1 protein-coding gene is annotated in these 2,583 nt (G+C 50.0%); it reads right to left on the bottom strand.

The window, feature by feature from the left end; all coding sequences use genetic code 11:
• Window positions 1–176 precede the first annotated feature (176 nt).
• A complete protein-coding gene (ltrA, locus tag B9Y90_RS25865; RefSeq protein WP_085543132.1) occupies window positions 177–1,871 on the bottom strand; it encodes a group II intron reverse transcriptase/maturase in 1,695 nt (564 codons plus the stop codon).
• Between the last annotated feature and the right edge of the window lie 712 nt (window positions 1,872–2,583).

The following is a 2,583-nucleotide window of genomic DNA, read 5'->3' as shown; positions in this document are numbered from 1 at the left end:
TCACTTTGCTGCCCCAGACGTCGTCCTTCAGCACCTCTGTGGCGTACGTCAGCCGGAACAAATCGGACTGGGCCGCGATATCACCGCTGCAGGAGTCGGGTAAGGACAGACCATTACTGGTCCATCCTCCCCTAAGAACGGAGCGTGCGACTTTCACCGCACTCCGCTCAAGCCTTTCAAAGCCCACTTACGTGGGCCGGTTCTACAACCGTCAGGGTATTGGCATGGATTTGGTGATGGCAATCTGGATGAACCATGACAAGATTGGTATTTCTGTCACTTCCTCCATCAACCCGTCGAACAAGATAGTGAGCAACCCATCCGCTCTCAGATGTAATGACTTCGTGGCAGACAAGACATTTCCCATTCTGGCTTAGCAGAATGTTCAGCAGCTTTTCCCGACCTTTCAGTGAGTTCAGTAGTTTGAGGGCAAATCGTTTCTCAAAATATATCTCCCATCGTGGATCGAATATACAGGCGTCCAGCTTCAGCACCGTATGCCGCTTTATTTTCGTATCCGATGCTTTACTCAGACACAAAAGGGGACCAGAGGATGCCTGGGCCCCTTTTTCTGCAAAGATCCAATCACACCCTTTCAAGGTACGAAAATAGCGATCTTTAATCCATCGTCTGCCTTTCTGTGGGTGTCGACGCCTGCACCATTGCCATAATGCACACCAGATCTCATGATCAACTCGTTCGAAGACTTCCTTTGAGACAACGTGTTGATGGTAGTTTGCCCATCCCCGAATCATGGGATTAAGGAGCCAGATTAGATTCCGCTGGCTGGTTGTCTTGTTTCCCTTTATCGTTGAGCGCACTTTAGCCAGAAAGTCAGCGGTATTCGATTGAGATGGCTTGATCAGAAGCTTGTTGCCATACTTGCGAATATTCTGCCCGAGGAAGTCAAATCCATCGTTTATATGGGCTATCCGGGTTTTCTCTGGTGACAGAGTAAGGCCTCTTTCCCGCATAAACCGTTCAACAAGTGGCACGACTTCATTTGCCAGAATTTCTTTCGAGTTCCCGGTTATGATGAAATCATCCGCATAGCGGATATAGTTCACCTTTTTACCGGGGTGAGCAGCTATCTTGCCAAAATTGAGAGCAAGTATGGATTCTAACCCGTCAAGAACCATATTCGCCAGGGTGGGCGATATTATTCCGCCCTGTGGCGTACCCGCGTGAACCGGAAAGAATTGCTGATTTTCTATATAACCGACTTTTAACCACATATCCAGAATCTTGCGATCCATCGGAGTATTGGTCAGAAGCCAGCTATGACTGATATTGTCAAAACAGCCTTTTATATCACCTTCCAGAACCCATTGTGCCGAGCTCTTTTTAGCGAGACAAATGAAACATTGTTCTATAGCATCCGCCGTGCATCTTCCGGTACGGAATCCGAATGAACGCCGATCCGCTGTAGTTTCCGCGACAGGTTCCAGAGCCAGCAGGTAGAGGGCCTGCATGGCGCGGTCTTTCATCGTTGGGATCCCCAGAGCCCGGTTTTTACCATTGGATTTTGGAATATAAACACGTTTCAACGGCAAAGGGGAATACCCGTACCGTCTGAGTGACAATATGGCCTGAGATTTGGCGCCGGGTGTTAACCATTTTATCTTGTCAACTCCCGCTGTTTTACTACCCTGATTTCCAGTAACTCGTTTGACGGCTAATGCTTTGCCACTGAACGAGTGGGTCAGGAGCCACTGTAAACACTTTACCTTTCCATGCCTCCCTTCCCGTGTCGCCTTTGCGATACGCACCTGTAGCTTTCGCACTTCACGGTGACATTTTTCCCAGTTAATACTGGACCATATAACCGATTTGTGTGAGGGCGCACCCGCGCAAATATTTTGCGTAGTCATCTGCTGTTCCCTCCTTTAAGAAAGTTTGACAAGCTATCTCGCAATGAAAGACCATGTGGAAGTCTGCCCGCTTTCGCGTGTGATGATGTTGCCAGACGGCTCAATCTCTGTCTGCCTCATTACAGAGCGGCCTTCGCTTTCTCCACACTCCTCTACCCGCACCGCTAACAGCATTCCTTACGGTTTGCCTGCCTTTTGGGGCAGCAATACGGGCTTACCATGTTCCACTTAGTTAACAAGAGTGGGGTAGACTCTGCCTTTTCACCGGCGGCTTACTGCCCGTGTGTTCCCATGGCGCATGAAACAACCAGCCGCGTACCTTTTGGTTCAAGCCTGCCAGCATCTTTGGCTTGTTTTACCTAACGATGTTTATTAGCAGTTCACTTATGTTAGCCATACCACCCAGCCTTGCGCCGTATCCGCATGATGCTTGCAGATATCCCCCTGACCTCACGGTTCAAAGGTAGCCCCAAAAAAAAGGCCAGCTACGTTGTCCCGGCAGCTTCACACAAGTCAGTTACCCGTCCTGCATGTGCCGGTAGGCTACTGATGACGGAACATCAGGTTCCCTTCCCATTTATGGTCGGAACAATTAACTAAGCGACTTCATGTCGCACGCGCCACAGGTAATCGAATTTCTGGCGCAGGCTGGCGGCCGGACCCTGGCTGCGGCCCCGCTCAAGTAAGAGGGCAATATCGGGGGCCACACACC

The organism is Cedecea sp. NFIX57 (genome assembly GCF_900177785.1).
Taxonomy (GTDB): Bacteria; Pseudomonadota; Gammaproteobacteria; order Enterobacterales; family Enterobacteriaceae; genus Cedecea; species Cedecea neteri_C.
Note: the sequence above shows the minus strand (reverse complement) of the source record. Positions and strands in the feature narration are given on the sequence as shown.